Origin of the sequence: Dactylosporangium cerinum, assembly GCF_042653625.1 — a bacterium.
Taxonomy (GTDB): domain Bacteria; phylum Actinomycetota; class Actinomycetes; order Mycobacteriales; family Micromonosporaceae; genus Dactylosporangium; species Dactylosporangium cerinum.
This window is the reverse complement of record NZ_JBHSIU010000013.1, coordinates 315,179-342,176: the sequence shown is the minus strand read 5'-3', so window position 1 is coordinate 342,176 and position 26,998 is coordinate 315,179. Positions and strand designations below refer to the sequence as shown.

The window sequence follows — 26,998 nt, the reverse complement described above, 5'->3', positions numbered from 1 at the left end:
AGGTCAGCCGGAGCTGTAGAACCTTGCGGCTCCGGGGTGCAGCGGCACCGGATCGGTGCCCGAAGCACCCGATTTGTCATAGTTGGCGCCTTCGGGGTGCACCCGGCTCAGCTCGAGCTGGTAGTCGAACAGGACCTTCGTCAGGTCGTGGGCCAGCTGTTCGGGCATGTCCGGCGACACCAGCAGCAGGTTGCCGATCACGATCGTGTCGATGTCGGTGGCGGTCTGGTAGACCGACTTGGACAGCTTGCCGGCCGCGTAGACGGCGCCGTACCGGAACGTGAGCGGCTTGAGCAGTTCGTCGAGCGGCAGCAGGGAGTACTGCCCGGGAGCGCTCGCCAGCAGGTCGGCGATGCCGGGGGTGGGCAGGCCGCCGGTGAAGACGAGCGCGTCGAGGGCGCCGGCCTGCATGGCCTTGGTCGTCTCCGGCAGGGACAGCCGCTGCCGGACGATGTCGGTGTCGGGGTTGATCCCGCCGGCGAAGAGCAGCCGGCCGGCGAAGACGTCGGCGCCCGAACCGGCGGACCCAGTGGAGATCCGCTTGCCGCGCAGGTCGGCGAACTTCGTGATGTGCGCGCTGTTGCGGATCACGACCTGGGCGTAGCTGCGATACAGGCGGGCGAGGGCCACGACCTTCTGCGGCTTGTTCTCGAAGGCGCCCTTGCCGGCCACGGCGTCCGCAGCGGTGTCGGCAATGCTGAAGGCGACGTCCATGTCACCGGTCGCGACGCGCTGGATGTTCTCGCCGGAGGCTCCGGTCGCCTCGGCGCGCGCCTCGTAGCCGGACACGTGCTTGGTGATCAGGTCGGCGTACCCGCCGCCGAACTGGTAGTAGACGCCGGTGGTGTTGCCCGTGGCGATGTAGAGCCGGCCCCCGTGCCACAGGTCCGCGCCGGCCCGTGGCGTCGCTGTCGGGGCGCAGCCGCCGGCCGCCAGCAGGACGAGCGCGACCAGCACACCCGCGAAACGCCTCACCGCAGCATCGCATCGCGTGGCAGCGGGTCGAGGGCGTCCGCGACCCGGTGGACCAGCATGGCCGTCTCGTAGCCGACCTGGCCGAGGTCGCAGCCGGGGGCGGCGAGCACGCCGAGCAGGGCGCGGTCGCCCACCGACATGACGATCATGACGCCGCCGTCCATGTCGACGATGGTCTGGCGCACCTGGCCGGCCTGCATGACGCGGGCCGCGCCGAAGGTGAGGCTGGCCAGGCCGCTGATGACGGCGGAGAGGTGGTCGGCCTGGTCCACCGGCAGGTCGGCGGAGCAGGCCAGGCGCAGCCCGTCGCCGGAGACGGTGATCGCGTGCGCGACATCGGGCACCTGCCGGGCGAAGCTCGCCATGAGCCAGTCGAGCTGGCCCGCGCCGGTCGGGTTCTGAGCGTCTGGCATCGCCATCACTGGTCCTTCTGTCCGGAGGCTGTGCTGTTCGTTCGGCGCGCGGCGGCCGACACGCCCTCCGCGAACGCGGACAGTCGGGACCGGACGACGTCCGGGTCGACCGCGTTGCTGCGGGTGGGCTGCGGCTGCGGTTCGGTGACTCCGGGTGCGAGCTGCGCTCCGGGACGGCGGCGGGGTAGGTCGCCCTGCTCGTTCATCGAGCCACCTCCGGCGCTGGACAGGACCCCGGGCCGTGGCGGCCAGGCACCGGGGGCAGGCGGAGCGGGCGGGACGCGAACGGGCGGCGTGGGGGTGTCGCCACCGCTGCTGAGGTACGGGCGGAACCAGGGTGCCGGCGGCCCGGACGGAGTTGGTTGCTGTGGTACGCGAGGCCGCCCCAGCGGCGCGCCGACGGTCGACGGCACGACCACCGGCGGCGGCCCGAACCCGGGCGAGGCGGACACGGGAACCGCGGAGATCGGCGCCGAGGACACGGGCGCGGACGACACGGGCGCGGAGGAAACGGGCGCCGACGCGAGCTGGGCGGCGGCCGGGGTACCGACCGGCAGGGCGCTGACGCGCTCCAGGGCCCGGTGCGGCAGCGCGACGTACGCGACCGTGCCGCTGCCGGTGGCGTGCAGCTCGACCCGGATCCGGTGCCGGGCGGCGAGGTGGGAGACCACGTGCAGGCCCATCGTGCCGGCCGCGGCGCTGCTCAGCGTCGTCGGCGTGGCCAGCCGCGAGTTGATCTCCACGAGTCGCCGGGGCGCGATGCCGATCCCGCTGTCGTGGACCCGGATGATCGCGCCGTCGACCGTGGGCCGGGCGTCGACGCGGACCTGTTGCGTCGGGGGCGAGAACGTCGTCGCGTTCTCCAGGAGCTCGGCCAGCAGGTGCACGAGGTCACCCACGACCGGCCCGGTGATCGCCAGGTCGGCGGGCTGGACCTCGACCCGCTGGAAGTCCTCGATCTCCGACGCGGCGGCGGTGATGACCGCGCCGATGCCGACGGACTGGGTCGCCGGCCGGCCAGGCTCGCCGCCGGAGAGGACCAGCAGGTTCTCCCCGTTTCGGCGCAGGCGGGCCGCGATGTGGTCGAGCGCGAAGAGGCGGGCCAGCACGTCCGGGTCGGTCTCGTCGCGCTCGAACTCGTCCAGGAGTCGCAGCTGCCGGGTGATGAGGGTACGGATCCGGCGGGCGAGCACCTCGGCCATGCGCGACACGTCGACGCGCAGCTCGGCCTGCTCACCGGCGAGCCGCAGCGCGGTGCGGTGCACCGTGGCGAAGGCGTCGGCGACCTGGCCGATCTCGTCGTTGGTCGCGGCGATGCTGCGGGTGGCCGCCGCGGCGGACGTGCCGGACGGTATCGGCGCGCCGGTGGTCACCGAGTGGATGACGTCGGGCAGTTCCTGCCGGGCGACGGTGAGGGCGGCGGCGCGCAGCCGGCGCAGCCGGCGGGCGGTGCGCACGGCGAGCGTGATCGCGATGGCGAGCGCGGCCAGGCCGATCACGGCGGTGCCGATGAGGGTCGCCCAGGCGCGCCGCTGCGCGGTGACCGCGATCTGCTCGGCGCGGGCGTCGAGCCGGTCGGACAGCTCCAGGCTGACGATGTTGAGCCGGCGGATGAAGCCGGACTGGGCCACGAACCAGGTGTCGGCGTCGACCTTCAGGCCGGCCGGCTCCTTCTCCGCGTTGCGGGCGGCGGCGCTGAGTTTGTCGGCCTTGTCGACGTCGAGGCCGCGGATCTCGTCGTCGTAGACGGTGCGCTCGGGGCCGGTCGCGGCCCGCTGGAACTCCGCGACCCGCTGGTCGCGGGCGCCCCGCAGCTCCGACATCGCGCCGAGGTCGCCGGGTTCGACGGCACCCCGGGAGAAGACCGCGCGCAGCAGGTCGCGTTCCAGCGCGGCGAAGTGCTCGACCGCGCCGACGGCGGCGACTGCGCGGGCCGCGTTGGCCAGCTCGATGTCGGCGATCTGGGCCGGCACCGCGTCGGCGATGGCCAGCAGCGCCTCGGCGAGCGGGCGATACACGGGGTCCACCATCAGCGAGACCGCGGCGTTGTTGTCGGCGCCCTCGCGGGTCGCGCCGAGGCGGCTGTAGATGTCGCTGACGGTCCGGACGGCCCGTTCGAGCGCCGGCACGGCCTCGACCGCGGCCCGGCTGTCCGCGAGGTACCGCCGGGCGGCCGCGTCGGTGCGTTCCCGCTGGGCCACCATGAGCGACACACCGGACTTGCCACCACGTTGCCGCAGCGCGGCGGTCTCGGCGACCTCGCGCTCGAGCTCGTGGACGAAGCTCACCGCGCTCGTCGCGGTCGACGCGAGGGTCCGGGCCCGGCCCGCGTCCTGCGCGGCGGACGTGGCGGTCGTGGCCTGCGCGGTGCTGAGCACGGCGAGGCCGACCATGGCGACGATGATCGGGGCGAGCAGCTGGGTGCGGACGGACCGCAGCCGGCTGGGCCGGGCCGCGCCGCCGCGCCGGTGACCGGCGACCGACGTGTCAGGCGCGCCCGACCGCCGCTGCCGACCGCCGCTGCCGATCGCACGGGGCGAGTCGGCACCGGTCACCCGGGAGGAGCTGCTGCCTGCCAACCGTCATCCCCTACCCGTCACAGAGGACACGCAATGTCCGCACGCGCATGCGGAGAGTGAAGACGAGAGTGCTCCATCGACCCGCTGTAGCGGGAAAGGTCGTTAAGGAGCACGAAAGGGCACGCTACTGGAAACGTGCTTCCCCGATAAGACTTCATTCGCCGAACGGCGCCCGGCACAAGCCAAACGGCCCGCGAATTACGACTATGCGTGACGGCGGCGTCGCAGTACGACGAAAGCGGCCGCTGCGGCGACGGCGAGAACCACCCCGAGCCCGATCCACCCCGTCGACCGGCGGCTGGTCTCGGTCTTCGCGGCGGGGCTCGGGCTTGAGGTTGCGTTAACGCTCGGCTCCGCCGGTGCGGCGCCCGTCGACGGCGCGATCGACCGGCCGGACGGCTCCCGCACCGACGGCAGCCGGCTCAGCGGCGGCAGGGTCGACGGCGGCGCGCCGGGCTCGACGATGGCCGGCGGCCCCGGCAGCGGCGGGCCGGGCGGCGGCAACGGCTTGCCGGTCGCCCCTGCCAGCAGCGCGACCAGCAACACCCCGCCCGCAGTGAACGCCTTCACATCGGACAAAACGGCACTGAGACGGCGTTCCTGAGCATTTTCAAGAACGCCGTTACGCAGGCTGCACGAACACCGACACCGTCCGTGCCGGGACGGTGAACGTGCCGCTCGCGCCGTCGAACGTGGCCTGCCGCGCGAGAGGGTCCGCCGACGCCGCCTGCACCGGGTGGAGGGCGAACCTCGCGCCGGCGTAACCGCTGACCGTCTGCGTGGCGGCGGTCGCGCCGGCGTTGAAGACCACGACGACCGTCCGGTAGCGCGGGTCGAGACCCCGGGCGTCCAGCGTCATCGTGATCACCCCGGGCGTCGCCGACGGGCCCGACAGCGGGAACGCCACCCGCTGCTGGACCTGGGCGGCGGTGCCCAGGGCGAACACCGGCGAGCTCGCCCGGATCCGCAGCAGCTCCTGGAAGCGCGCCGCGGCCAGGTCGATCGCGGCGCAGTCGGGCACCAGGGCCGGGTCGGCCAGGAGCGGCTGCGCGTAGGACCACTTGTCCTGGTTGTCGGCGGCCGGTGGCAGGCCCGCGCCGAAGCCGTTGCCGCCGGCGCAGTTCCATCGGATCTGGTTGAACCAGTCACCGGAGTTGAACGAGTTGCGGTCCAGGGACTTCGAGCGCAACCGGTCGGAGCCGGTGGTGACGAACCCGGTCCCCTGCCCGAACACCGTCGTGGACAGGGCGAGCACCTGCAGCCTGGCCCGCTGCTCGGCGGTCGTGCCGGTCGGCAGCTTGTAGGCGAGGGCGTCGTAGAGGATCTCGTTGTCGTGCGCGTCGACGTAGGTGACGCCTTCCGCGGGCAGTCTGGTGTACCCGGCGGGCGAGCCGTTGTAGTCGACCTGCGCGCCGGTGACCCGGTGGCCGGTGGAGTCGACGAACTCGTAGGCGGCGAGGTTGCCGGTGAGCCCGACCTGGATCAGGTCCTGGTAGTGCAGCAACCTGGCCCGCTGCTCGGCGGTCGTGCCGTTGGCCGGGTCGCCGTTGGGCGCGGTGTACAGGCCCGAGGCGAACCCCTGGATGCGCGGGTCGCCGTCGAAGGGGCCGCCGCCGCGGACCGCGTCGCGGAGCCGGTCGTTGAAGGTGCCGATGCCGGTGCCGGCCATGTTGGTCTGGGTCGCCTGGACGAAGCGGGCGTCGTTGGCCACCTCGCCGAAGTTCCAGCCTTCGCCGTAGATCATGATCTTCTTGCCGTCGACGCCGTCCTTGCCGACCGTCAGCTGGTCCAGGGCGGCGCGCACGGCCAGGATGTTGGCCTTCGGGTGGTGGCCCATGAGGTCGAAGCGGAAGCCGTCGACCTTGTACTGCTTGGCCCACAGCACCACGGAGTCGACGACCAGCTTGCCCATCATCGCGTTCTCCGGCGCGGTGTTGGCGCAGCAGGTCGAGTTGGCCACGGTGCCGTCGTCGAGCAGCCGGTGGTAGTAGCCGGGCACGATCTGGTCGAGGACCGAGTGCGGGTCGGTGCCGGCGGCGGTCGTGTGGTTGTAGACCACGTCGACGACGACCCGCAGGCCGGCGCCGTTGAGCCCGGCGACCATCTGGCGGTACTGGTTGATCCGCGGGGTGCCCTGCGGGTCGGTGGCGTAGGAGCCTTCCGGGGTCGAGTAGTGGAACGGGTCGTAGCCCCAGTTGTAGCCGTCCTGGGCCGCGATCTGCGCGACGCAGTCCTGCTGCTGGCCGGAGTCGGGTGGCAGCGCGGCCAGGTCGCACGGCGGCTGCAGCTGGTCGGCGCGGCGCTCGGGGATCGTCGAGATGTCGAAGGTCGGCAGCAGGTGCACGTAGGACGTGCCGGCCTGGGCCAGCTCCCGCAGGTGCGTCATGCCCGCCGACTGCGCCTGGGTGAACGCGAGATACGTGCCGCGCTGCTCCGCCGGCACGGTCGTGTCGGCGATGGAGAAGTCACGCACGTGCAGTTCCTGGATCTGCGGCCGGGCGGGCACCGGCGGTTTCCGCAGCGCGGACCAGCCGGCGGGCTGCAGGGCGGCGTCGGCCAGGTCGACGATCTGGCTGTGGGTGGAGTTCGCGGCCAGGGACACCGAGTACGGGTCGGTCACCGACGCGGTCGTCACCCCCCGGACCGCGGGCTGCCAGGCGGTGACCCGGAACCGGTAGTACCGGCCTTTCCAGCTCCGGTCGCCGGTGACGCTCCACACCCCGGTGTGCTCGTCGCGCTGCATCGGTGTCAGCACCGGCTGCGCCGCCGGGTTGTCGAAGAGTTCCAGCACGACGTTCTGCGCGGTCGGCGCCCAGACGTTGAGCGTGACCCGGCCGCCGCTGAACCGCGGGCCGAACTTCACGCCGACGGCCCCGACGTAGAGGTCGTCCAGCGCGCCGGCGACCTGCACGCCGCTGGCCTCGGTGACGGTGCCGGCGGCGTCGCGCTCGACCACGACGACCTGCCCGCGCAGCGCCGTGGACAGCGCCGCCCGGTCGCCGGTGACGTGGAACGCCTGATACGACCACAGGTGCGGGAACCTCGCCCGCTGCGGCTCGGTCAGGCTGCCGGTCGCCCGCATGGCGAGGGCCGTCGCGGTGCCGACCACCTGGCCGTCGACCACCGACAACCCGCCGGCGGGCGCGGACAGCAGCTCGTAGGTGTGCCCGTCGGTCGGGCCGGCCCGCCAGGCGATGGTCTCGCGGTCGACCCAGACGGCCTTGGCCTTGGTCAGGTCCGTGTCGGGCGTGCCCTGCGGCGGGATCGGCAGCAGGTACCGCTCCCGGCCGGACAGGATCCAGACCTCGTGCCCGACCGTGACCAGGTCGAGGGCCTGGTCGCTCGGCAGGTCCTTGGTGTCGCCGTTGTGCACGATGTAGTTGAGCGTGGTCGCGTTGTCGGCGAGGGGTACGCGGAATCGGGCGCCGAACGCGTCGAACCCCTCGGGCGGCAGCGGGCTCGCCCATTCCGTCGGCGTGGCGGCGCCGGTCCAGACGTGCAGCCCCCATCCGGTGTAGTCGCCGGCCGGGCGGCGGTAGTGCAGCACCGCGGTGTGCTCGGCGGCGGCGCGGGTCGGGTGGACCGTCGCCTCGCCGGAACGGATCCACGCCTCGCCCTGCTGGCTCGGCAGGACGGACTGGTCGGCGCCGGGGTCCTTCACGTCGCCCTTGTGGACGATGAAGTTGACCGGCTTGGTCGGGTCGGTCACCGGCACGTGCCAGAAGGCGCCGTACGCGTCCGTGCCGTCGGGCTGGCGCGGCGCGGTCCACTCGGTGCCGGTGCCGGGCGCGAGCCCGTCGCCCCACAGGTGCAGGCCCCATCCGGTGTAGTCGCCGTCGGGTCGCCCGTAGTGCACGGCGACGGTGCCGGTGGCCGCGGCCTGCGAGGTGTAGATGGTCGCGTCTCCTTGCTTGAGCCAGATCTCGGGGTGTTTCGTCGGGTCGAGCGAGCGGTCGACGGCGACGTCCTTCACCCCGCCGGAGTCGACCACGAGGAAGCCGACATTCGCCGCCCCCGGTTTCAGCTTGACCCATGCGAAGCGCCCGAACGAGTCCTCGCCGGCGAACGGGGCACCGACCGGCCACGTCATCGGCGTCTCGATGTCGCCCCACGCGTAGAGGCTCCACGGCTCATAACCGCCGGTCGGGCGCTGGTAGTGCACGATCGCGTAGTCGGGTGCGACGGCGCTCGGCGGCGTGCCGACCTTCGCGGTGATCCTCGTCTCGGCGACCCGGCCGGACCCGTCCCGCACCACCGCCTTGTACTCCAGCGACGTGCCGGCCGGCAGCCCGTCGAGGTCGTGGTAGACGCTGTAGGGCGCGGCGTTGTCGGTGCCGAGCAGCTTCCACGGCCCGTTGCCGACCTTCGCGGCGAACGTGACCGCGGCGAGGGGGTCGCCGGTGACCTCGGCCTTGACCTCGGCGCGGCCCGGGACGGGCTGCCCGGCGGCGGGCGCGACCAGCTTGACGGTCGGTTTGGCGGCCGGCTTGGCGATCGCGCCGCGGGCCTTGAACACCACGGTGCTCAGCGGCGGCACGTCGAGCTGCAGCCCGCCGTCGCCGGCGGAGGCGGCGATCCCGCCGGTGGCCGGGTAGATCCGGTCGAAGGTGGTGCTGGCCATGTACGTCGGCACGGTGACGGTCTGGGTCGTGGTCGCGTTGTTGGTCGCGACCAGGTACTCCACCCGCTGCTTCGGGTCGATCCGGGAGAACGCGAAGACGCCCGCGCCCTGCGCCGCGTAGCGGGTCACCTGGACGCCCTGCTTGAGCGCCGGGTGCGCCTGCCGCAGCCGGGCCAGGTCGGCGATGGTGCGGTAGATCGGGTGGCTCTGGTCGTAGTGCGCCACCGCGTGGGTCGTGTCGGTGCCGAGCAGGTCGTCGTCGAGGTAGTCGGGCGAGACGCTCGGGAACATGTCCTGCCTGGCGTCCTTGTCGCCGCCGGCGCCGGTGAAGCCCTGCTCGTCGCCGGAGTAGACGACCGGCTGCCCGCGGGTGAGGAACATCAGCTCGTGGCCGAGCTGGTCGCGGCGCAGGTGGCTGGCCGGGTCGGTGCCGCCGCCGGCGACGAACATGCCGATGCGGCCCATGTCGTGGTTGCCGAGGAAGGTCGGCAGCGTGCCCGCGGTCGTGCCGGCCGAGGTGTACAGGTCGTCCTTGGCGTACACGCCGGCGAGCCCGGCGGCGGAGCCGCCCCTGGCCACGTAGTCGGTCGCGGCCTGCTGGAACGGGAAGTCCAGGGTCGCCGGGAGCCGCCCCTTGCGCACGTAGATCGAGTCGAACTCGGGGTCGGCGTCGTACACCTCGCCGAACATGAAGAAGTCCGGCTTGGCGACCTTGTCGATGCCCTCGACGAACTGCGGCCAGAAGTCCAGGTTGACGTGCTTGGTGGTGTCGATGCGGTACCCGTCGATGCCGGTGTCCTTGACCCAGTCCGCGTAGATCTTCGTCATGCCGCGGACCACCTCGGGACGCTCGGTCCACAGGTCGTCGAGGCCGAAGAAGTCGCCGTATTCGCTGTTCTCGCCGCTGAACGTGGAGTCGCCGCGGTTGTGGTACATCAGCGGGTCGTTGAGCCAGGCCGGTTTCTTGGCCGTCTTGTCCGCCTCGTTGGCGAACACCGGGGTGTAGGGGAAGGACTGTGTGTTCACGGGCGGGAACCCGTGCTGCCCGTCGGCGAAGGCGCGGTCGTCGAACTTGTTGCCGGCCGCGTCCTGGTATGGGTAGTCGGTCTTGTTGCGGTACGAGTACTGGTCCTGCGCGTAGCGGATGACGTCGGCGGTGTGGTTGGTGATGACGTCGAGGTAGACCTTGATGCCCCGCCCGTGGGCGAGCCGGACCAGCCGCTGCAGGTCGTCCTTCGTGCCGAAGTGCGGGTCGATCTGGGTGAAGTCGGTGGTCCAGTAGCCGTGGTAGCCGGCCGAGATGTCGGCGCCGCTGCCCTGCACCGGCCGGTTCTTCAGCACCGGTGCGAGCCAGATCGCGGTCGTGCCGAGGTTCTCGATGTAGTCGAGCCGGTCGATGACGCCCTTGAGGTCGCCGCCGTGGTAGAAGCCCTTGTCGGCCGGGTCGTAGCCGGTGCTCAACCGGTCCCCGGGCAGCCCGCCCGTGTTGTTGGCCGGGTCGCCGTCGGCGAACCGGTCTGGGAGCACGAAGTAGAACTGCTCGGCATGCTGCTGGGTGCCGCCGGCGAGCAGGCTCGCGATCGACGGCTCGCCCTCCCACTGGGGCACGCCGTCGGCGTAGCCGCTGGGCGCCTTCGCCCGGTCCGGAAGCGTCGGGACGCTGCCCGGCACCGCGGCCAGCATGGCCACGGCGATGCCCGCGGCGGCGATGGTTTGCGTGAGTTTCAGACGCTTCATGGCGGGGCCTCATCATCTCGCGGCAGGCCGTGAACGTATCGACACAGAATGATCGACACAAGGCTTGCCGGACCTGGTGGGGACTCGCGGGGGTTACTTGAGGGAGGCGGTGATGGCCTCGCTGATCTTGCGAAGCTGGTCGATCTGCTCCGGGGTGAGCGGGTCGAACAGGTGGGTCCGCACCGCCTCGACGTGCCCGGGCGCGGCGGCCTCCAGCGCGGCGAACCCGACCTCGGTCAGGTCGGCGAACTGCCCGCGCTTGTCGTCGTCGCAGTCGCGCCGGCGCACCCAGCCGCGGGCCTCGAGCTTGGTGACGGCGTGGCTGAGCCGGCTGCGGGAGGAGCGGGTGAGGTCGGCGAGCTCACTCATCCGCCGGGTGCGTCCCGGCGACTCCGACAGCACGACGAGGATCTCGTAGTAGGCGTGCGGCATGCCCGCGTCGTGCTGCAGCTCGCGGTCGAGCCGATCGATGAGCTGCGTCGCGGCGGTGTAGAAAGCACGCCAGGCGAGTTGCTCGTCGTCGTCGAGCCAGCGCGTCGGTGGGCTCACGTCGCTCCCTCCAGGATTGGCTGCCTGCGCGAAAAGTCTTACTGATCATGCTGGAGAGTGCCAGCTTTTCCGGACGGGGGCGCCATGAACACCTACGATGGCCTGGTCAACGACTATCTTCGCGCTGTTGAGCAGGCATTGGTCGGCGTGCCCGCCGGCCGCCGTGACGAGCTGCTCGCCGACCTCAGCGACCACATCGCCGCCAAGCTCGCCGAGACCCGGACCGAGCACGGTCCGGGTGCGCCCGAGACCGAGGTGCACTCCGTCCTCGACCTGCTCGGCGATCCGGCCGAGCTGGCCGCCGAACTCGCAGCGGCCGAACGCGACGCGCACTCCGCCGACGCCGGGCCCGCGGTGCCGATCGAGATCAACCCTGGTCGCAAGGTGGGCGCGCTCATCTGGGTGCTCATCACGGTCGCGATGGCGTCGCTGCTGTGTATCGGCGTCGTCCTGGCCGGCGTGTTCGTCTTCTTCGCCGGCCGCTGACCTGCCGATCCCCTGCGAGGCGACCCGCCGCCCGCCGACCGACCTGCCGGGCCGGCACGGCCGGCTTCCCGTGAAGCGTGGCCGGGCCCACCTGTGGAGCACGGCCCGCTGCCTGTGGAGCCCTGCCGGTTCCCTGTGGAGTGCGCGCCTGGAGACGTCGACGCCCTGGGCGCCTTTGACCGAAGGATCGACGGACCCGTGGATCACGGTTGCCGCGATGACGGACGGTCGCGGAGTCCGGCGAGACCCCGCGACCGCGGCTCGTCACCGTCGCCGCCGGGCGGAACGCGCACTGCTGCGCATCCGCCCGGCAGCCGCCATCCGCGTCGCCCCGTGATCCCCCGTTGACGCGAACGTGCCGTTGGCTTCGGCCGGAGCCGATCGATGCACGGCCATGCATCGTCGGCTCCGAACACCCCCCGTTGAAGCCATCTGGCTGGCGGGTCCAGATCAGCGTATCTAGACGTCTAGGTTCGCGCAATTGTTGATTTGAGGAACGGTGGTCTAGATTTGCCGGGTGCGTGGCCGGCTCTTTCCAGTCGACGATGGCTGGTATGAATGGCGCCAGGAGCCGCCCCTGGCGCAGACCGTCCAGGTGCGGGTCGGCGTCGCGCCCGGCGGCCGGCTGGTGCTCACCGGGCTGCACATCGACGGCAGCCCGAGCGCGGACCTGCTGCGCGCCATCCCGGTCGGGCGCATCGAGGCCGCCGCCAACGCACAGCTCGCGGTCGTCCACGAGTCGATCGACACGCCACCGGTGCTCAACCCGCGCCCCCGGCCGGTCGTGCCGCCGGTCGCCGTCGACGCCGGCTGGGAGATGGTCGAGCCGGCGCTGGCCGTGGCCCGCGCCGCCACCACCGACGGCGCCAGGACACGTGGGCGGCCCGACGTCTTCTACCGCGAGGTCGCCGACGTCTACCTCGACTTCGCCCAGGACTCGCCGCGCCCCGCCTGCGACCTCGCCGACCAGCACGGCGTGCCGGTCAGCACCGCGCACCGGTGGGTGAAGGAGGCCCGGCGGCGCGGGTTCCTGCCCCCGGGCCGGCCCGGAAAGAGCGGCTGAGCGCCGATGCGTTCGTTCGATAAGGTGTACAGAGTGTCGATCGACGCCGCCGTGCGCACCCGAGTGCACCGCCTGCTCACCGACTATCTCGGCGGGCAGCCGGTCCCTGACGACCTGAGCGTGACGCCCGCCGCGATCCGCAGCGGCACCGCCGTGGTCTACCTGCGCCTGGTCGCCAACGATCCGCCGTTCGTGCGGGTCTTCTCGCCGCTGCTGCGCCGGCTGCAGTGCTCGCCGCAGCTGCTGACCGAGCTCAACGAGCTCAACAGCCGACTCAACTTCGTCCGGCTGTTCTGGCGCGACGACTCCGTCATCGCCTCCTATGAGCTGATGGCCGAGACGCTCGACGCGACCGAGCTGGGCAACGCCTGCGACTGGGTCGCCGACGCCGCCGACTACTACGACGTCCGGCTGCACGACCAGTTCGGCGGCGAGCTGGCGTTCGCGCCGCCGCCCACGTCCCAGCACCCGGCGGACACGCCGCACGGCAAGATGGGGGCATGAGCGAGCTTTGCGAGCGAATCATGTTGCAGTGCGTTTCTGAGCCTCGTGGCGCCGGTGAGCGAAGCGAGGCGGCGGCATGAGCCGTCTTCTCGTCTCCACCGTCGGCGGCAGATCCGTCGACGCGCAGGGCGTAGCCCGTTTCGTCTCGACCGACCCGGCCCACCTCGACCAGGTCGTCGCCGAGGTCGCCCTGGCCGACGCCGACACGTTCGTCGCCGCCTGCCGGTCCGCCCGCCGCGCCCAGCGCGACTGGGCGGACGTGCCGGCACCGGTCCGCGGCCGGGTGATCGCCAACCTGGGCCGCCTGGTCGAGGCCAACTTCGAGGCCCTGGCGGCACTGGTGACGCGGGAGGTCGGCAAGACCATCGCCGAGGCCCGCGGCGAGGTGCAGGAGATCGTCGACACCTGCGACTTCTTCCTGGGCGAGGGCCGCCGCCTCTACGGCCAGACCGTGCCGAGCGAGATGCCGGACAAGCAGCTCTTCACGTTCCGCGTGCCGGTCGGGGTCGCCGCGATCATCACGGCTGGCAACTTCCCGGTGGCGGTGCCCAGTTGGTACCTGGTGCCGGCGCTGCTGTGCGGCAACGCCGTGGTGTGGAAGCCGGCCGAGTACTCCGCCGCCTGCGCCGACGCGTTCGCCCAGCTCATCAGGCGCGCCGGGGTGCCCGACGGGGTGTTCGACGTGGTGTTCGCCGACGGTGCGACCACGTTTGCGGGCCTGGAGCGGGCGCTGGACGCCGGCCTGGTCGACAAGGTCGGGTTCACCGGCTCCTCGGAGGTCGGCGCGCGCATCGGCGAGCTCGCCGGCCGGCACCTGCAGAGCGCCTGCCTGGAGCTCGGCGGGAAGAACCCGATGATCGTCACCGAGGACGCCGACCTGGACCTGGCCGTGCACGGCGCGCTGTTCGCCGGGTTCGGCACCGCCGGCCAGCGCTGCACCTCGCTCGGCACGCTGATCGTGCACCGGGACGTCCTCGCCGGCTTCACGGCGCGCCTGGAGGACGCGGTGCGCAACGCGCCGATCGGTGACCCCACCGACCCGTCGGTGCTCTACGGCCCGCTGATGACGGAGCGGTTCGCCGCCCGGTTCGACGACTACCTCGGCTGGATCGAGGACCACCACCGGGTGCCGGGCCCGACCGGCAGGATCGGCACCGCCAGCCCGCGGGAGGGGTTCGTCGGCGACCCCGGGGCGGGCCTGTTCTACCACCCGGTGCTGGTCCATGGGGTGCGCCCCGAGGACAAGATCTTCCAGCAGGAGACCTTCGGCCCGCTGGTCGGGGTGACCGGCTACGACACCCTCGATGAGGCGATCGAGCTGGCCGACGCCCCGGGCTACGGGCTGTCCGCGGCGATCTACACGACCGACCCGCGCAAGGCGTTCACGTTCCGGCGCCGCACCCGGGCCGGGATGGTCAGCGTCAACAACTCGACCTCCGGCGCGGAGGCGCACCTGCCGTTCGGCGGCAACGGCAAGTCGGGCAACGGCAGCCGCCAGTCGGGCGTGTGGGTGCTCGACCAGTTCACCCGCTGGCAGTCGATGAACTGGGACTACTCGGGCCGGCTGCAGCGTGCGCAGATGGACACCCTGGAGATCACTCCCGACCTGGATTATCGGCTCAGTCAATAACGAATCGGATATTTGACGTAAATTCCCCTACAGGGTCGTCCACGGTGCCAATCGGGCGGCCCTCTACGGGGGGACCATGCAATTCCGAAATCGCCGGAAAGGCCGGAAAGGCCGGCACGGGCAAGCACAGCAAGAGCGGCAAGGGCGCCGACCGGGTCGACTTCGCCCGGCCGCTGACCGTCGCCGCGACACCTCGCTCAACGGACCGGCCGAGGATCGCCAACTGCGCGGAGACCAGCAACATCACGGCCACCGGCGCATGGTCGGTCAGCACCATCGAGGACCACGAGGAGACCACCCTCGATGTGACGCTCACCAGGCCGGACGACTGCGGCAACGCGACCGGCCTCGGCTACGTGATCGCGCTGCCGACCGGCACCTACCGCTCGTACGGCAGCGTGGTGGACACCTGCTCCGCCAACCCCGTCAGCGGCGGTGTCGGCTCGACCACCTTCACCGTCACCGGGGCGACGATCGCCGACACCTTCACCAGCTGCACGATCACGTTTCCGGTCACCAGCGGCACGTCCGGGCAGTACATCTTCGACACCGCGAAGTTCACCAGCGTGACCGCCGTGGTGAGGAGTCAGACGCCGCAGACGCTGACCGTCCTCACCGCGTCGCCGCGGGTGGGCGCCAGCTTCGACCCGACCACCATCGACGCGTTCACCACCTCGACCCTGACGGTCGGGCTGGCCCGGACCGACGAGAACTCCACCGCCGTCACCAGCGGGCTCGGCTACCGGCTCGACCTGCCGTCCGGGCTCGTCGTCGCTGCCGGCACCCCGACCAACGACTGCGGCGGCACCCTGACCACGGTCAACGGCGCCACGTACGTGACCCTGAGCGGCGCGCAGCTGACGGGGTTCCCGTCGCTCTGCGAGGTCAGCTTCAAGGTCACCGCCGCGGCGGCCGGCGCGTACGCACTCGAGAACTCCGCGATCAGCACCGCCGTCGGCGTGCGGGCCAACCTGGACAGCAACTGCGCCGAGAGCGGGCGCACCGAGGGTGGGTGCCAGCCGGAGCTGCAGGTGAACAAGGTGGGACAGTCGATCACGTTCCCTCAGCCGGCGAACGTGGCGGTCTCCCAGCACACCGTGCAACTGATCGCGGCGTCGTCGTCGGGCCTGCCGGTGTCGTTCACCAGCACCACCGGCGGCGTGTGCTCGGTCAGCGGCAGCACCGTCACCCTGCTGACGCCCGGCACCTGCACGATCACCGCCGACCAGGGTGGCAGCGGCGCGTACGAGCCCGCGGAGCAGTCGATGCGCTCGTTCACCGTCGGCCAGCCGACGACCACTCCGACGCCGGCGCCCACGCCCACTCCGACGCCCACGCCCGCGCCGGCTCCCGGTCAGGTGGTAGCGACGGCGGGGGTGGCGCAGATCAGCGCCCAGTGGCAGGCGCCGGCCGACACGTCGGCGGTCACGGGGTACATCGCGACGGCGACCCCCGGCGAGGCGACGTGCTCGACCGGCTCGGCGTCCGACACGTCCTGCGTGATGGGCGGGGTCGCGGGCGTCACGTACACGGTCACGGTCGTCGCGAAGGGCACGGGTGCCAACTCGGCGCCGGCGGGACCGTCCAACGCGGTGACCCCGACGGCACCGCCGATCAGCACGACGGTGCCGGACACGAACCTGACGCTCACCACGGACAAGGGCATCATCACCACCGCCGTGCCGAGCCAGGACATCGTGGTCATCGGCACGGGCTTCATGCCGTACTCGACCGCGACGATCGTCATCTACTCGCAGCCGATCAACCTGGGCAGCGCGACCACGGACGGCGCCGGCAACTTCAGCAAGCCGGTCAAGGTGCCGGCGGATCTGGTGGTCGGCGGGCACTCGCTGGTCGCCGCGGGGGTCGACCCTGACGGCCTGCCGCACAGCCTGAAGATGGCGATCCGGGTCGCGGCGAGCCCAGCCCGCACCGGTGGGTCGGGCTCCGGCTCGCTCGCGGTGACCGGCGCCCCGATCGCGGCGATGCTGCAACTCGGCCTGGCGACGACGTTCGCGGGCGGCGGGCTGCTGCTCTCGGGCCGGACCCGCCGCCGCACCGGCTGACCACCACCGCACCGAACCGGAGACGCCGGCCAATCCACGGCCGGCGTCTCTGCGTCAGCCGGCTTCAGGCGGCCGCCACCGCGACCGGGACGGGCACCGCGATGCCCCGGCGCGTGCGGAAGAGCAGCAGCGACAGCGCCGCCGCCGAGACGGACAGGCCGCCCGCGATGTACCAGGCCAGGTCGTAGTTGCCGAGCCGGTCCCGCAGCAGGCCGGTCGTGGTCGCCGCGATCGCCGCGCCGAACTGGTGCGACGCGAACACCCAGCCGAAGACCACCGGGCCGCTGGCGCCGAAGTACTCCCGGCACAGCGCGACGGTCGGCGGCACCGTCGCCACCCAGTCGAGGCCGTAGAACAGGATGAAGACCACCATGCTCGGCCGGACGGTCGCGGCGAACAGCACCGGCAGCACCAGCAGCGACGCGCCGCGCAGCGCGTAGTACCAGCCGAGCAGGATCCGGCTGTCCATGCGGTCGGTGAGCCAGCCGGACGCGATCGTCCCGACGATGTCGAACAGGCCGATGAGCGCGAGCAGCGACGCCGCCACCGGCTCGGTCATGCCGTGGTCGTGCGCGGCCGGGATGAAGTGGGTGCCGATGAGCCCGTTGGTCGTCGCGCCGCAGATCGCGAACCCGCCGGCGAGCAGCCAGAACGCCGGCACCCGCGAGGCGCTGCGCAGCGCGCCGATCGCGCGCCGGGCCGCACCGCCGGACGGCACCGGCGGCGGCGCGGCATCCTCCTCGCTCGCGCCGTAGGCGGTCACGCCCAGCTCGGACGGGTGGTCCCGGAGCCGCCACAGGACGAGCGGCACCACCAGCAGCGCCGCTCCGGCGACCGTCAGCGCGGCCGCACGCCACCCGCGGGCGTCGACCAGCAGCGCCAGCAGCGGCAGGAACACCAGCTGCCCGGCCGCGCCACCGGCGGTCAGCACACCGGTGATCAGGCCACGGCGCTTGACGAACCAGCGGCCCGTGATGGTGGCGACGAACGCCAGCGCCATCGATCCGGTGCCGAGGCCGACCAGCACCCCCCACAGCGCGATGAGCTCCCAGCTGTGCCGCATGAACACGGTCAGCCCGCTGCCGGCGGAGACCAGGAGCAGCGCGTACGCCACCACCCGCCGGATCCCGAACCGCTCCATGAGCGCGGCGGCGAAGGGCGCGGTGAGGCCGAACAGCAGCAGGTTGATCGATACGGCCAGGGAGATGGTCCCCAGCGACCAGCCGAACTCCTCGTGCAGCGGGTGCAGCATCACGCCGGGCGTCGCACGGAACCCGGCCGCGCCGACCAGCGCCACGAAGGCGACGACGGCAACGGTCCAAGCAGGGTGGATACGTTTCACGGAACAATAATCTTGGGTTTGGTACGGGTGGGCGAGTGGCCCGACAGCCATAGTGCGCAAGAATCGGGCCATGGTCCTCAAGCATGTTGTTGCCGTGATCGCGTTGGACGGCGTCGTCGCGTTCGACCTCGGCACGCCGTCGCAGATCTTCGGGGCCGCCCGTGGCGACGACGGGCACCGGCTGTACCGCATCCAGATCTGCAGCCCAGGAGGACTGCCGGTGCGCAGTGCGGCCGGATTCCAGGTGCTGCCCGAGCACGGCCTGGAGATCACCGCGGTGGCCGACACGGTGATCGTGGCCGGTATCCACCGCGGCGGGCCGGTCGAGGACGCGACCGTCTCGGATGAAGTCGCCTCGGCGTTGCGGGCCGCGCTTGCCCGGGGCGCCCGGGTCATGTCGATCTGCACCGGGGCGTTCGTGCTCGCCGCCGCCGGCCTGCTCGACGACCGGCCGGCGACCACGCACTGGGGCTGGGCCGACCAGTTCCGCGACCTGTACCCGCAGGTCAAACTCGACCCGGACGTGCTGTTCATCGACGACGGCGACGTGCTCACCTCGGCCGGCGTCGGCGCCGGGATCGACCTGTGCCTGCACGTGGTGCGCACCGACTTCGGCAGCGAGGTCGCCAACCGGGCGGCCCGCCGCAGCGTCGTGCCGCCGTGGCGGGAGGGTGGCCAGGCGCAGTACATCGAGCGGCCCCTGCCCCGCATCACCGACACGACCACCGCACCGACCCGCGCGTGGGCGTTGCAGCGGCTGGGCGAGCCGTTGACACTGCAGGACATGGCCGCGTACGCCACGATGAGTGTGCGCACGTTCACCCGCCGCTTCCGCGAGGAGACCGGGGTGAGCCCGGCCCGGTGGTTGCTGCAGCAGCGGGTCGATCATGCTCGCGGCCTGCTGGAGAGCACAGACCTGGCGGTGGAGCAGATCGCCCGCCGGTCCGGGCTCGGCACCGCCGCGTCGCTGCGCCAGCACCTGCAGACCACGATCGGTGTCGCCCCGAGCGCGTACCGTCGCACGTTCCGGGTTGTGCCGGGCGCGCCGGGACGGTAGGCAAGAGGAGCGATCACTGTCGATCCTCCGGGAGGCACCGTGCGTAGGCTCGTCCCGTTTGTGCTTGTTCCTCTGCTCCTCGTGCCCTTGCCCGCTCCCGCTTCCGCGTCCGACGCTTCCGGACCTACCGCTTCCGGTTACGGCGGGGCGGTGAGCTCGGTCGATCCGCGTGACCGAGCCGTTCTCCGCGGGCATCGGCGGCGGCGGGTTCTTCGTCTACTACGACGCCCGCAGCGGCAAGGTGTCCACACTGGACGGCCGGGAGACCGCGCCGGGGTCGATGACCTCGACGGCGTTCGTGAACCCCGCGACCGGCCTGCCGTACGCGTTCCAGGAGGCCCGGGTCAGCGGCATCTCCGCCGGCGTGCCGGGCACCCTGGCGACCTGGGACACCGCGCTGCACCGGTGGGGCAAGCGGTCCCTCGCGACCAACCTGCGCCCGGCCGCCGACGTGGCCCGGCGCGGGTTCACCGTGGACCAGACCTTCGCGACCCAGGTCAGCGACAACGCGGCGGCGTTCTCGCAGTTCACGCCGACGGCCGCGCTGTTCCTGCCCGGCGGGCAGCCGCCGGCGGTCGGCAGCACGCTGCGCAACCCCGACCTCGCCGCGACCTACGATCTGGTGGCCCGCCGCGGCATCGACGCCTTCTACGGCGGCGAGGTGGGCCGCGACATCGTCCAGGCCGTGCAGCACCCGCCGGTCGCTTCCGCTCCTGCGCTGCCGTGGCAGTACGAGATCCGCCCCGGCGGCATGACCCTGGCCGACCTGCGCGCCTACGAGGTCCGCCGGCCCGCGCCGACCCACATGGTCTACCGCGGCTACGACGTCTACGGCATGGCCACCCCGTCCTCGGGCGGCTCAACGGTCGGCGAGGCGCTCAACATCCTCGAACGCTCCGACCTGGGCGCCCTCGACCGCACCCAGGCGCTGCACCGTTACCTGGAGGCGAGCGCCCTCGCGTTCGCCGACCGCAACCGCTACGTCGGCGACTACACGCCCCGGCCGCTGCTCGACGCGCTGCTGACCAACGGGTTCGCGGCCGAGCGGGCCTGCCAGATCGACCCGCTGCACGCCGCCGCGAAGCCCGTCCTGCCCGGCGTGCCGGACGGCCGCTACGACGTCTGCGCCACCGCGACGGGCGGCGCGTCGACCGACTTCGGCAAGTCGACGACCAACCTGACCGTCGCCGACAAGTGGGGCAACGTGGTCGAATACACGCTCACCATCGAGCAGATCGGCGGCAACGGCATCGTGGTGCCCGGCCGCGGCTTCCTGCTCAACAACGAGCTGACCGACTTCAACTTCACCAACACCCAGGGCACCGCCGACGACCCGAACCTGCCCGGCCCCGGCAAGCGGCCGCGCAGCTCGATGGCCCCGACGATCGTCCTGCAGGACGGGCGCCCGTTCCTCGCGCTCGGCTCGCCCGGCGGCTCGACGATCATCACCACCGTGCTGCAGATCCTGGTCAACCGGATCGACCTCGGCATGACTCTGCCGGAGGCGCTCGCCGCGCCCCGGGCCACACAGCGCAACACCGCGGCCGTGGTCGCGGAGCCGGCGTTCATCGCCGGGCCGGGTCCGGCGCTGGGCGCGCTCGGGCACACCTTCACGCCGATGGCGGAGATCGGGGCGGCGACGGCGATCGAATTCCTGCCGCGCGGGAAGCTGCTCGCTTGTGCCGAACCGATCCGTCGCGGCACCGGATCCGCCGGGACGGTGCGCTGAGGGTCCCGGTGACGGCGACCTTTTCCTTGTCAACCGTACCAACGACCTCCTAATCGATCTTAGAAGTCGTCACCCTCCAGTAACGGAACGTCGTCGCCGACTGGAACGTCGAGCTCAGCCTATAGCGACTCACGAGAGGCGCGCCGCCCCACGTGGGGCGGCGCGCCTCGGCCGACTCGGGCTCGTCCACCGCTCGGCCGAGCGGGTGGCACGACAAGCGGAAGGATTTCCGGGGTCAGGCACCCGGGGATCCTTCCGGTTGTAGGGAATCCGGCAACGGCGCCGGCCCGCCGCCCGATCCGGCGCCGCCGATGTCCGGATCAGCCTCTTTGTCGGCTTGTGCTATGCCGGGAGTGGACCTTCCTGGTGATTGAAGTCGTGCGCCGGTCGTGGGCGACCACGGGCGTCCTCCGATCAACGACGCGACGCGAACGACGCGACACAAGCGCGACGCGAACGACGCGACACAAGCGCGCCGCGAACGACGTGACGCAGCGCGGCGTGGGATCGTTGCATTTCGTGAGGGCCGAAGTCGAGAACGAGCTGCGCCGGCTCGCGCCGCAGGTGCTCGGTGTGCTGGTCCGCCGGTACGGGCAGTTCGACGCCTGTGAGGACGCCGTTCAGGAGGCGTTGCTTGCGGCGGCGGTGCAGTGGCCGGTCGAGGGTGTGCCGGACAACCCGCGCGGCTGGCTGATCACGGTCGCCGCGCGGCGGCTGATGGACCAGTTCCGCAGTGACGACGCCCGGCGGCGGCGGGAAATCGCCGTCCATGTTTCACATGAAACATCAGACATTGTGGACATTCCCGATAAAGACGACACGTTGCTGCTGCTGTTTCTGTGTTGTCATCCGTCGCTGTCGAGCGCGTCGCAGCTGGCGCTCACCCTGCGGGCCGTGGGCGGCCTGACCACCGCGCAGATCGCGCACGCGTTCCTGGTGCCCGAGAGCACCCTCGCGCAACGCGTCAGCCGGGCCAAGCAGAAGATCAAGTCGGCGGGTGCGAGCTTCACCCTGCCGCCCCCGGCGGAGCGTGAAGGCCGGTTGCAGGTCGTCCTGCAGGTGCTGTATCTGATCTTCAACGAGGGGTACACCGCGTCGTCCGGCGAGGAGTTGCACCGGCCCGAGTTGACCGTTGAGGCGACCCGCCTGACCCGGGAGGTGCACCGGCTCGTCGACGACGGTGAGGTCGCCGGGCTGCTCGCGTTGATGCTGTTGACCGACGCCCGGCGGCCGGCCCGCACCAGGCCCGACGGCACGCTGGTCCCCCTCCCCGACCAGGACCGCACGCTGTGGAACCCGTCGATGATCGCCGAGGGCGTGGACCTGATCACCAGGACGCTGCCGATGGGCCCGCCCGGCTCGTACCAGCTGCAGGCCGCGATCGCCGCGATCCACTGCGAGGCAGCCTCGGCCGAGGACACCGACTGGCCGCAGATCCTGGCGCTGTATCAGCTGCTGGAGCGGGTCGCCCCGAATCCGATGGTGACCTTGAACCAGGCGGTGGCGGTGGCGATGGTGCAGGGTCCGGCGGCCGGCCTGCGGATCCTCGAGGCGCTGGACGCCGACGAGCGGCTGGCCCGCCATCATCGGCTCGCGGCGGTCCGGGCCCATCTGCTGGAGATGTCGGGCGACATCACGGCGGCCCGGGCGGCGTACGAGCTCGCGGCCCGCCGCACGACCAGTCTTCCCGAGCAGCGCTACCTGCTGTCGAAGGCGGCGTTACTGCACCGGTAGCGGCCGGGCCTGGTCGGTGGCCAGGCGGACCGCGATCAGGCCGAGCAGCGTGCCGGTCACGTACCGCTGGATCCGCAGCCACGTCGGGCGTTTCGCGAGGAAGACCGCGATCGACCCGGCGGCCAGCACGATGCCCGTGTTGACCAGCATGCTGACCGCGATCTGCACCCCGCCGAGCAGGAAGCCCTGCGTCATCAGGTGCCCCGCGCGGGGGTCGACGAACTGCGGGATCAGCGAGGCGTACATGATGGCGGCCTTCGGGTTGAGCAGGTTGGTCATCAGGCCCATCGTGAGCAGTCTCCGGGTGGAGTCCGCCGGCAGGTCCTGGTGGGTGAACACGGATGTGCCGCCGGGGCGGACCGCCTGCCAGGCGAGGTAGGCGAGGTAGGCCGCGCCGGCCAGTTTCACCGTGAGGTACAGCGCCGGGACCGTCGCGAAGACCACGGACAGTCCGGCCGAGGCGAGGGTCAGGTAGACGAGGAACCCGGCGGCGACGCCGCCGAGGGAGATCATGCCGGCCCGGCGGCCCTGGGAGATGCTGCGTGAGACGAGGTACATCATGTTCGGCCCGGGCGTGAGCACCATCCCCAACGCCACGAGCGCGACCCCTGCCGCCGCTCCGATCGTGATCATGGCTGTGACGCTGCCAGCCGGCGGGCTGCCGGTCGAGGGCCAATCGGAGGTCAGAGGCTCTTGACCCAGCGCCGCCAGTCGTCCTGCGGGGCGTAGCCGGCGGCGGCCCAGGCGTGGTGGGCGAGGGTGTTGTCGGCCAGGACCATGGCGTCGGCGCGGCGGCCACCGAACTCGCGGAAGCGTTCCTCGGCGGCCTGCAGCAGCTGCGCGCCGATTCCCTGCCGCCGCCGGTCGGGGTGCACGGCGAAGCGGTACAGGTGGCAGCGCCAGCCGTCGAACCCGGCGATGAGCGACCCGACGATCTCGCCGTCGATCACCGCCAGTTGCAGCGCCGCCGGGTCGCGGGTGATCAGCGCCTGGACGGCTGCGGTGTCATCGCCGCCGCGGTTGGTGTCCTCGGCGGCGATCTTCCAGAAGGCGAGGACGGCTGGGACGTCGTCCAGGGTGGCGGCGCGGAGGATCATGACGGTGACCGTACGACACCGGGAGTAGCCGGGTTTACCACCCTCGGCGGGCGACGCGACGCCGGCATTCCGGCAGGCTGGACGCCATGAAGTTCACCCCGAAGTGGCGCAAGGCGATCCTGACCCTGCACGTGATCACGGCGGTGGGCTGGCTCGGCGCCGACATGGTGCTGTTGACGCTCGGCATCGCCGGGCTCACCGGTGGCGTCGGCAAGGACGTGGCGTACCCGGCGATGAGCCTTGTCGGCGCGGTCCTGTTCGTGCCGCTGACCTACCTGGTCTGGGTGATCGGGGTGGTCAACGCGGTCGGCACCCCGTGGGGGCTGCTGCGCTGGTGGTGGGTCGCGGTGAAGCTGGTCATCGTCACGGTGATGGTGTTCCTGGTGACGTTCCTGCTGTACCCGGGCCTGGTGCACGCCGGCGAGCTGAAGGACGCGCTGCCCCGCCGCGATCAGATCAACCTGGTCGTCGCGCCCAGTGTGTCCTCGACCCTGCTGATCATCTCGACGGTGCTGTCGACGTACAAGCCGTGGGGTCGGCGGGTGCGGCAGCAACAAGCGGATTCGGCTTCGCGAGCCCTGGTCGGCGAATAGGGTCGGATCGACGGGCCTCATCCATCGATCGCGACTAGGGAGTTTGTGATGACCTCTCGGCTCAATCCGTACCTGAGCTTCCGTGGTAACGCCCGGCAGGCGATGGAGTTCTACCAGGGCGTGTTCGGGGGCGCCCTGCGGCTCAACACGTTCGGCGAGTTCAATCCGGAGGCCGGCCCGATCGCCGACCAGATCATGCACGGCATGCTGGAGACGCCGAGCGGTTACACGATCATGGCCTCCGATACGCCGCCGGAGATGGGTCACAACCCCGGTGACAACATCACGGTCAGCCTGAGCGGCGACGACAGTGTGGAGTTGCACGGGTACTGGGACAAGCTGTCGGCGGGCGGGCGGGTCAACGTCCCGTTGGAGAAGCAGATGTGGGGCGACGAGTTCGGCGCCTGCGTCGACCGGTTCGGCATCCCGTGGATGGTCAACATCGGTCAGGCGGGCTGACGCGCGACCGCCACGTGAGCGGCGGGATCCGGTGCCGGATCCCGCCGCTTTTGCATGCCCGCCCGTCGCAACGATGACGGCAGTTTTACGCAACAAACCGACAAGCCGACGACAATTCCGGTTCCAACGTTGCGTAAATATTTCGCAGGACCTTGTGGAGCACGGGACGGGGGTCCTAATGTCACCTCACCCTCATCCTCATGGCGCCGCCCCGCCGTAGAGCGTCTCGGGCGTCCGCCCCCTCCCGAGAGAATCGAGTCATCGATGTCACGGAGCACAGGACCTTTAGCGCGGTGGTCCAGCGGGCCGCCGCGGTGGGCCGCGGCGGCGACGGCCGCAGCCGTCGGTCTCGGCGTCGTGGTCACCGGCGCCGGCCCGGCCACCGCGGCCGGAACCGCACCAGTGGTGACCCGCGCCGCGATCGACCCGGCGCTGACCGCGGGCCGCGGTGCCAGCGTCGGCTTCGTCGAGCAGGAAGCCGAGAAGGCCAAGACGAACGGCACCGTCATCGGTCCGGACCGCACGGCCTACACGCTGCCCGCCGAGGCCTCGGGCCGCAGCGCGGTGAAGCTGACCCCCGGGCAGTACGTGGAGTTCACGCTGCCGAAGTCGGCCAACGCGATCAACGTCCGTTACAGCATTCCCGACGCGCCCAACGGCGGCGGCATCACCTCGCCGCTGGACGTGACGGTCAACGGCGGCAAGAAGTCCACGATGACGCTCACGTCGCAGTACTCGTGGCTGTACAACCAGTACCCGTTCTCGAACGACCCGAACGCGGGCCTGCTGCACCCCGACTGGTGGATCACCGAGTGCGCCTGCGTGCCGGCCGCCACCACGCCGACGCCGACGATCACCACCCCGTTCCGGCCCAACCACTTCTACGACGAGCAGCGGCTGCTGCTGGGCAAGACGTACAAGGCCGGCGACAAGGTGCGGCTGACCGCGCCGGGCAACAGCGCCGCGTGGACGGTCATCGACCTGCTCGACTCCGAGCTGGTCGGCGCCCCGAAGATCAGCATCATCGCGGCCAACGTGCTGCTGTTCGGCGCGGACCCGACGGGCCGGCGTGACTCGGCCGACGCGATCGACAAGGCCATCGCGTTCGCCAAGAAGACGCACCTGAAGGTCTACATCCCGCCGGGCACGTACCAGGTGAACCGCCACATCATCGTCGACAACGTCACGATCGAGGGCGCCGGCTCCTGGTACACCATCATCAAGGGCAAAGAGGTCGCCCTGAGCACGCCCGCCCCGGACAACTCGATCCACACCGGGGTCGGGTTCTACGGCAAGTACTCGCAGGACGGCGGCAGCAGCAACGTCCACCTGTCCGGCTTCTCGATCATCGGTGACGTGCGCGAGCGCATCGACACCGACCAGGTCAACGGCATCGGTGGCGCGCTGAGCAACTCGACCATCGACGGCCTGTACATCCAGCACACCAAGGTCGGCCTGTGGTTCGACGGCCCGATGACCAACACCAAGGTCACCAACAACGTCATCGTGGACCAGATCGCCGACGGCCTCAACTTCCACACCGGCGTGACGAACTCGAGCGTGTCCAACAACTTCGTCCGTAACTCGGGCGACGACGGCCTCGCGATGTGGGCCGAGAAGACCACCAACGCGGGCAACACGTTCGACCACAACACGGTGCAGACCCCGGTCCTCGCCAACGGCATCGCGATCTACGGCGGCAAGGACACCACGGTGTCCAACAACCTCGTCGCGGACCCGATCCGTGAGGGCAGCGCGATCCACATCGGCTCCCGCTTCGGCGCCGAGCCGTTCACCGGCTACGTGAAGATCACGGACAACACCACGGTCCGCGCCGGCACGTACGAGCTGAACTGGAACATCGGCCTCGGTGCCATCTGGTTCCTCGCGCTGGAGAAGAACATCGACGCGGACATCCAGGTGACCGGGGACCACTTCCTCGACAACACCTACAACGCGATCATGCTCGTCGCCGACTGGCCGGTGAAGGACCTGTACTCCATCACCAACGTCAAGTTCAAGGACATCCGGGTCGACGGCACGGGCACCTCGGTGCTCAGCGCCCGCGCCGCGGGCTCCGCCACGTTCGAGAACGTGGACGCCCGCAACGTCGGCGCCGTCGGCATCAACAACTGCGGCACGTTCCACTTCACCCCGGCCGGCTCCGAGTTCTCGGTCGTCGACCTGGGCGGCAACGACGGCGGCGGCACCACGGGTCCGTGGCTCGCGCCGTGGGAGCTGCCGAACACCATCACCTGCGACGACCGCCCGCCGGTCGTCGTGCCCCCGGCGCCCGCGCCGTGGTGATGACACCCCGTTAGCGGGAAGGGCGGGCGCCTCGGGGCGCCCGCCCTTCCTTTTGTC

At 71.3% G+C, this 26,998-nt stretch carries 20 protein-coding genes; 11 read left to right on the top strand and 9 right to left on the bottom strand.

The window, feature by feature from the left end:
• Positions 1–3: 3 nt before the first annotated feature.
• From ACFPIJ_RS13745 to ACFPIJ_RS13720, 6 genes are all read right to left on the bottom strand, one after another.
• Positions 4–975 carry a TAXI family TRAP transporter solute-binding subunit gene (locus tag ACFPIJ_RS13745; RefSeq protein WP_380115153.1) on the bottom strand — a complete coding sequence of 324 codons (972 nt, stop codon included), beginning with the start codon at positions 973–975 and terminating at the stop codon, positions 4–6.
• Entirely contained in the window at positions 972–1,394 is a 423-nt protein-coding gene (locus ACFPIJ_RS13740) for a roadblock/LC7 domain-containing protein (protein ID WP_239136124.1), read from the bottom strand. Before ACFPIJ_RS13740 ends, ACFPIJ_RS13745 begins: the two co-directional genes overlap by 4 nt.
• Positions 1,394–3,967, bottom strand: coding sequence for a sensor histidine kinase (locus tag ACFPIJ_RS13735; RefSeq protein ID WP_380115152.1), 2,574 nt, complete (start codon positions 3,965–3,967; stop codon positions 1,394–1,396). Before ACFPIJ_RS13735 ends, ACFPIJ_RS13740 begins: the two co-directional genes overlap by 1 nt.
• Positions 3,968–4,171: 204 nt before the next feature.
• The gene (locus ACFPIJ_RS13730) at positions 4,172–4,546 is read right to left on the bottom strand and encodes a hypothetical protein (protein WP_380115151.1); all 375 of its coding nucleotides are present in this window, start codon (positions 4,544–4,546) and stop codon (positions 4,172–4,174) included.
• Positions 4,547–4,589: 43 nt separating this feature from the next.
• Positions 4,590–10,325 (bottom strand): pullulanase-type alpha-1,6-glucosidase, encoded by a 5,736-nt coding sequence (gene pulA, locus ACFPIJ_RS13725; RefSeq protein ID WP_380115150.1) that lies wholly within the window; start codon positions 10,323–10,325, stop codon positions 4,590–4,592.
• 93 nt (positions 10,326–10,418) lie between these two features.
• Positions 10,419–10,874 carry a MarR family winged helix-turn-helix transcriptional regulator gene (locus tag ACFPIJ_RS13720; protein WP_380115149.1) on the bottom strand — a complete coding sequence of 152 codons (456 nt, stop codon included), beginning with the start codon at positions 10,872–10,874 and terminating at the stop codon, positions 10,419–10,421.
• 84 nt (positions 10,875–10,958) lie between these two features.
• On the opposite strand from ACFPIJ_RS13720, the gene ACFPIJ_RS13715 reads away from it, so the two are divergent.
• The 5 genes from ACFPIJ_RS13715 (at position 10,959) to ACFPIJ_RS13695 (ending at position 16,623) form a co-directional block, all read left to right on the top strand.
• Entirely contained in the window at positions 10,959–11,360 is a 402-nt protein-coding gene (locus tag ACFPIJ_RS13715) for an HAAS signaling domain-containing protein (RefSeq protein ID WP_380115148.1), read from the top strand.
• Positions 11,361–11,877: 517 nt separating this feature from the next.
• Positions 11,878–12,423 (top strand): hypothetical protein, encoded by a 546-nt coding sequence (locus tag ACFPIJ_RS13710; RefSeq protein ID WP_380115146.1) that lies wholly within the window; start codon positions 11,878–11,880, stop codon positions 12,421–12,423.
• 33 nt (positions 12,424–12,456) lie between these two features.
• Positions 12,457–12,927 carry a T3SS (YopN, CesT) and YbjN peptide-binding chaperone 1 gene (locus ACFPIJ_RS13705; RefSeq protein ID WP_380115144.1) on the top strand — a complete coding sequence of 157 codons (471 nt, stop codon included), beginning with the start codon at positions 12,457–12,459 and terminating at the stop codon, positions 12,925–12,927.
• 76 nt (positions 12,928–13,003) lie between these two features.
• Positions 13,004–14,557 (top strand): aldehyde dehydrogenase family protein, encoded by a 1,554-nt coding sequence (locus tag ACFPIJ_RS13700; RefSeq protein ID WP_380115142.1) that lies wholly within the window; start codon positions 13,004–13,006, stop codon positions 14,555–14,557.
• 44 nt (positions 14,558–14,601) lie between these two features.
• Complete coding sequence (locus tag ACFPIJ_RS13695) at positions 14,602–16,623, top strand: DUF7933 domain-containing protein (protein WP_380115141.1); 2,022 nt, start codon at positions 14,602–14,604, stop codon at positions 16,621–16,623.
• A gap of 64 nt (positions 16,624–16,687) precedes the next feature.
• Here the strand turns inward: ACFPIJ_RS13695 and ACFPIJ_RS13690 are convergent, their stop codons facing one another.
• The gene (locus ACFPIJ_RS13690) at positions 16,688–18,016 is read right to left on the bottom strand and encodes an MFS transporter (protein ID WP_380115212.1); all 1,329 of its coding nucleotides are present in this window, start codon (positions 18,014–18,016) and stop codon (positions 16,688–16,690) included.
• A gap of 19 nt (positions 18,017–18,035) precedes the next feature.
• Here ACFPIJ_RS13690 and ACFPIJ_RS13685 point away from each other — a divergent pair, with 19 nt between their 5' ends.
• The 3 genes from ACFPIJ_RS13685 (at position 18,036) to ACFPIJ_RS13675 (ending at position 22,485) form a co-directional block, all read left to right on the top strand.
• Positions 18,036–19,022 carry a GlxA family transcriptional regulator gene (locus ACFPIJ_RS13685; RefSeq protein ID WP_380115140.1) on the top strand — a complete coding sequence of 329 codons (987 nt, stop codon included), beginning with the start codon at positions 18,036–18,038 and terminating at the stop codon, positions 19,020–19,022.
• A 169-nt stretch (positions 19,023–19,191) separates the two neighbouring features.
• On the top strand, positions 19,192–20,751 hold the full coding sequence (locus ACFPIJ_RS13680) for a gamma-glutamyltransferase family protein (protein ID WP_380115139.1): 1,560 nt from the start codon (positions 19,192–19,194) through the stop codon (positions 20,749–20,751).
• A gap of 519 nt (positions 20,752–21,270) precedes the next feature.
• Entirely contained in the window at positions 21,271–22,485 is a 1,215-nt protein-coding gene (locus ACFPIJ_RS13675; protein WP_380115138.1) for an RNA polymerase sigma factor, read from the top strand.
• Here ACFPIJ_RS13675 and ACFPIJ_RS13670 read toward each other — a convergent pair.
• Entirely contained in the window at positions 22,471–23,118 is a 648-nt protein-coding gene (locus tag ACFPIJ_RS13670) for a LysE family translocator (RefSeq protein WP_380115137.1), read from the bottom strand. The two genes, ACFPIJ_RS13675 and ACFPIJ_RS13670, sit on opposite strands and share 15 nt — an antisense overlap.
• A gap of 50 nt (positions 23,119–23,168) precedes the next feature.
• Positions 23,169–23,582, bottom strand: a complete 414-nt coding sequence (locus tag ACFPIJ_RS13665; protein ID WP_380115136.1) for a GNAT family N-acetyltransferase — start codon at positions 23,580–23,582, stop codon at positions 23,169–23,171.
• Between the two features lie 86 nt (positions 23,583–23,668).
• On the opposite strand from ACFPIJ_RS13665, the gene ACFPIJ_RS13660 reads away from it, so the two are divergent.
• The 3 genes from ACFPIJ_RS13660 to ACFPIJ_RS13650 all read left to right on the top strand — a co-directional run bounded on the left by ACFPIJ_RS13660 (position 23,669) and on the right by ACFPIJ_RS13650 (position 26,941).
• Positions 23,669–24,175 (top strand): hypothetical protein, encoded by a 507-nt coding sequence (locus tag ACFPIJ_RS13660; protein ID WP_380115135.1) that lies wholly within the window; start codon positions 23,669–23,671, stop codon positions 24,173–24,175.
• 48 nt (positions 24,176–24,223) lie between these two features.
• On the top strand, positions 24,224–24,634 hold the full coding sequence (locus ACFPIJ_RS13655) for a VOC family protein (protein WP_380115134.1): 411 nt from the start codon (positions 24,224–24,226) through the stop codon (positions 24,632–24,634).
• A gap of 264 nt (positions 24,635–24,898) precedes the next feature.
• On the top strand, positions 24,899–26,941 hold the full coding sequence (locus ACFPIJ_RS13650; RefSeq protein ID WP_380115133.1) for a glycosyl hydrolase family 28-related protein: 2,043 nt from the start codon (positions 24,899–24,901) through the stop codon (positions 26,939–26,941).
• The last annotated feature ends 57 nt before the right edge of the window (positions 26,942–26,998 follow it).